5 protein-coding genes and 1 pseudogene are annotated in these 3,229 nt (G+C 70.6%); 2 read left to right on the forward strand and 4 right to left on the reverse strand.

What is annotated here, in order from left to right; all coding sequences use genetic code 11:
* From JHD21_RS21565 to JHD21_RS21580, 4 genes are all read right to left on the reverse strand, one after another.
* Window positions 1-328, reverse strand: a 328-nt coding sequence (locus JHD21_RS21565) for an LLM class flavin-dependent oxidoreductase (RefSeq protein WP_292679573.1), incomplete at its 3' end; no start/stop codon positions are given.
* A 32-nt stretch (window positions 329-360) separates the two neighbouring features.
* Window positions 361-1,278: a GNAT family N-acetyltransferase gene (locus JHD21_RS21570; RefSeq protein WP_292679575.1), complete on the reverse strand. Its 918-nt coding sequence runs from the start codon at window positions 1,276-1,278 to the stop codon at window positions 361-363.
* 122 nt (window positions 1,279-1,400) lie between these two features.
* Entirely contained in the window at window positions 1,401-1,973 is a 573-nt protein-coding gene (locus tag JHD21_RS21575; RefSeq protein WP_292679577.1) for a YceI family protein, read from the reverse strand.
* Between the two features lie 151 nt (window positions 1,974-2,124).
* Entirely contained in the window at window positions 2,125-2,265 is a 141-nt protein-coding gene (locus JHD21_RS21580) for a hypothetical protein (RefSeq protein ID WP_292679579.1), read from the reverse strand.
* A gap of 175 nt (window positions 2,266-2,440) precedes the next feature.
* On the opposite strand from JHD21_RS21580, the gene JHD21_RS21585 reads away from it, so the two are divergent.
* Together JHD21_RS21585 and JHD21_RS21590 are read left to right on the forward strand one after the other, a co-directional pair.
* Complete coding sequence (locus JHD21_RS21585) at window positions 2,441-2,674, forward strand: hypothetical protein (protein WP_292679581.1); 234 nt, start codon at window positions 2,441-2,443, stop codon at window positions 2,672-2,674.
* Between the two features lie 38 nt (window positions 2,675-2,712).
* Window positions 2,713-3,229: pseudogene (locus JHD21_RS21590) on the forward strand (glutamine--fructose-6-phosphate aminotransferase); the annotation flags it as partial.

Raw genomic sequence — 3,229 nt, forward strand, 5'->3', positions numbered from 1 at the left:
GCGTGTAGTTGACCCGCCCACCCGACAGGTGGTCGACCACCGCGATCTCCTCCGCGAGCCGGATCGGGTCGTAGAGGTTGACCAGCAGCGCCGCGACCGAGATCGGGATCGTGGAGGTCACCGCGGCGAAGGCGGCGGCCACCGGGATCGGACTCGGCAGGTAGCCGTCGGGCGAGACGTGGTGCTCGGACAGCATCAGCGCCTGCTGGCCGTGCGCCTCGGCGTACGCCGCCTGCTCGAGCGCCCGCCCGAACACCTCGCGCCGCTGCTCCGGCGAGGCGCCGGGCGCGCGGAAGTCGTAGCGGACGACGAAGCTGGTGCGGGCCACCGACGCAGACTAGAACACGTTCTACTTTGCGGCTAGAGATCCTTGGCGCGGTTCACCCACACCGAGGTCACCGACATGCCGACCTTCTCGTAGAGGCCGAGCGCGCCGGTCCGGGAGTCCGTCGACAGCTCGGAGCGGACGGCGCCGTGCGAGCGGGCGACCGCGAACGAGTCGACCAGCAGCGCCTGCGCGATCCCCTTGTGCCGTTGGTCCTTGCGGGTCGCCAGGCGGTCGATGTAGGCCCCGACCCGCTCGCCGTCCCGGTTGAGGTGGACGTTGGCGGTGGCCACCACCTCGCCCGTCGGGTCGATCACCACCCGGATGTTCCACGGCTCGAAGCCGGGACGCCCGGGCACCGTCGCCTGCCAGTCCTCGAACGCCTGCCGCTTCCGCTCCGACCACTCCAGGAAGGCGTCCTCGGTGACCGTCCACACCGCCTCGTGCTCGTCGGGACGCGCCTCGCGCACGGTGTAGCCCTCCGGCAACGGCCGCTCCGGGATGGTCGCGCCGTCGAGGAGCTCGAGCACCCAGCTCTGCCAGCGCACGCGGTAGCCGAGCTTCTCCAGGAGCTGGTCCCCCGCCTTGCCCTGCGGGACGGGGGCACCGATCACCGTGCTGCCGCCTGCTCGGGCCGTCTGCTGCATCCAGGTGGCGAGTGCCGTGCCGATGCCGCGGCGGCGGTAGTCCGGGTGGACGGCGGCGTCACCACGGTCGGCCTCGACCTGCGCGAACCCCACCACCCGGTCGCCGTCCCACACGCTGATGGTCTGGCTGGCCAGGTCGAACGACGGCTTCTGCCAGTCGGAGACGTAGTCGGCCTCCTCGATGGCCACCTCACCGATGTCGAGGAGCTCCTCCGCGGCGACGAGGGCGGTGACGGCGGGCGCGTCCGTCATCTCGACGGGACGAGTGGAGAGGCCCGGGGGCAGGGTGAGGGTCGGCGACGTCATGACGCACTTCCTACCGAACCGCCGGCGGTCCGCGCCTCAGGTTTTCCGCCGCGACGCCTGCCCGCCGACGGTGCTGTGGCACGGTCGGCGGGCGACGCCGGCTCAGCCGGGCTCAGCCGGGCTCAGGCGTTGCGGATGGCGCTGATGTCGAACTCGAGCTTGACCTTCTCGGAGACGAGCACGCCGCCGGTCTCGAGCGCGGCGTTCCAGGTGAGGCCCCAGTCCTTGCGGCTGACGGTGACGTCGCCCTCGAAGCCGACCCGGACGTTGCCGAACGGGTCCTGGGCGGATCCGGTCTGCTCGAAGACGATGGTGACCGGCTTGGCGGTGCCCTTGATGGTCAGGTCGCCGGTGATCGACCACTCGTCCCCGTCGCGCTCGACCGACGTCGAGACGAAGGTGAGCTCGGGGTAGGTCTCGGCGTCGAAGAAGTCGGGGGAGACCAGGTGGCCGTCGCGGTCCGCGCTGCCGGTGGAGACCGAGCCGGCGCCGATGGTCACGGTGACACTGGACTTGCTCGGGTCGGCGGCGTCGATGTGCGCGGTGCCGGAGTAGTCGCGGAACTCGCCGCGGACCTTGGTCACCATCGCGTGCCGGGCGACGAAGCCGAGCCGGCTGTGCGAGGGGTCGATCGTGTAGTCGCCGCTGATGTCGTCCAGGTGGGCGGTGGGGGTGTCGAAGGTGCTGCTGCTCATGGGTGGTCCTCCTGAGGTGTGCGGGTAAGAGTGGTTCACTCTTCAACCACCCATAACGGACCGTGGTCCGGTTTCATTCCCGGGGGCCGAGAGAAGTTCCCGTCACGACGAAGGCCCCGCCGAGCGGCGGGGCCTTCCTCGTGGGCTGGGATCAGGCGGCGTACGTCGTCGCCGCCGGCACGTCGGCGGCGGCGGTCTCGGAGATCCAGACCGCCTCCATCCGGGTCCGGCCGGAGGCGTCAACGACCGGGATCCAGCGCATGGTGAGGCCGTTGGCCACCTGTGCTTCCATGGTTGGACACCTTTCGTTCACTTTGTGTTCACCTAGGCTACCCCACGAGGCTGTTCCGCGCAGCAATCACCGAAACGAACGCCGGGTTCTGCCCGAATTCGGGCAGGAACTTGCGCATCTCCCGCCGGTCCCGTTCTCTGGTCGTGTGTGGCGAGATCGGGACCTGGTCAGTCACGTGGCGGCGACCACGGGCCTGTCCGAGGCCGAGGCGGCCCGGGTGGTGGAGGACGTCGTGGCGTTCCTGTCCGAGACCGTCGAGGACTACGTGCGCCGCCGGCACGCGGAGCTGAAGACGTACGGCGCCAAGAACCCCGAGATCTTCGCCCAGCTCCGCGCGGAGCTGGCGGCCCGCGTGGTCGCGGCACCCGAGCTCACCGAACGGCAGCTGCGCCGGATCGTCTACGGCTGAGCCACCTCCAGGACACCTACAGGACAGAGGACACACAGATGTGCGGGATCGTCGGCTACATCGGAGGCCAGCAGGCAGCACCGCTCCTCCTCGAGGGGCTCGGCCGCCTCGAGCACCGGGGCTACGACTCGGCCGGCCTGGCCGTGCTCAGCTCGGGCAAGGGACTCAAGGTCGTCAAGAAGGCCGGCCGGGTGCGTGACCTGGAGGCCGAGCTGCCCAAGCGGTTCGGGGGCAAGGTCGGCATCGGGCACACCCGGTGGGCCACCCACGGGCCGGCCAACGACGTCAACGCGCACCCGCACGTGGACGCCAAGGGCGACGTCGCCGTGGTTCACAACGGGATCATCGACAACGCCGCCGCGCTGCGCGCCGACCTCACCGAGGCCGGCGTGGACCTCGTGTCCGACACCGACACCGAGGTGATCGCGCACCTGGTTGCCAGGTCAGGGGCGGACACCCTCGAGGGCCGGGTGAGCGAGGCGCTGCGCCGGGTGGAAGGCACCTACGGCCTGGCCGTGCTGCACGCCGACTTCCCCGACCGGATCGTGGTCGCCC

Source organism: Nocardioides sp. (genome assembly GCF_016462705.1).
Taxonomy (GTDB): Bacteria; Actinomycetota; Actinomycetes; order Propionibacteriales; family Nocardioidaceae; genus Nocardioides.

Excerpts from the sequence above, each read along its gene's own strand:
- JHD21_RS21570 (WP_292679575.1), bottom strand. The coding sequence starts at position 1,278 with ATGACGTCGCCGACCCTCACCCTGCCCCCGGGCCTCTCCACTCGTCCC.
- JHD21_RS21575 (WP_292679577.1), bottom strand. The coding sequence starts at position 1,973 with ATGAGCAGCAGCACCTTCGACACCCCCACCGCCCACCTGGACGACATC.
- JHD21_RS21580 (WP_292679579.1), bottom strand. The coding sequence starts at position 2,265 with ATGGAAGCACAGGTGGCCAACGGCCTCACCATGCGCTGGATCCCGGTC.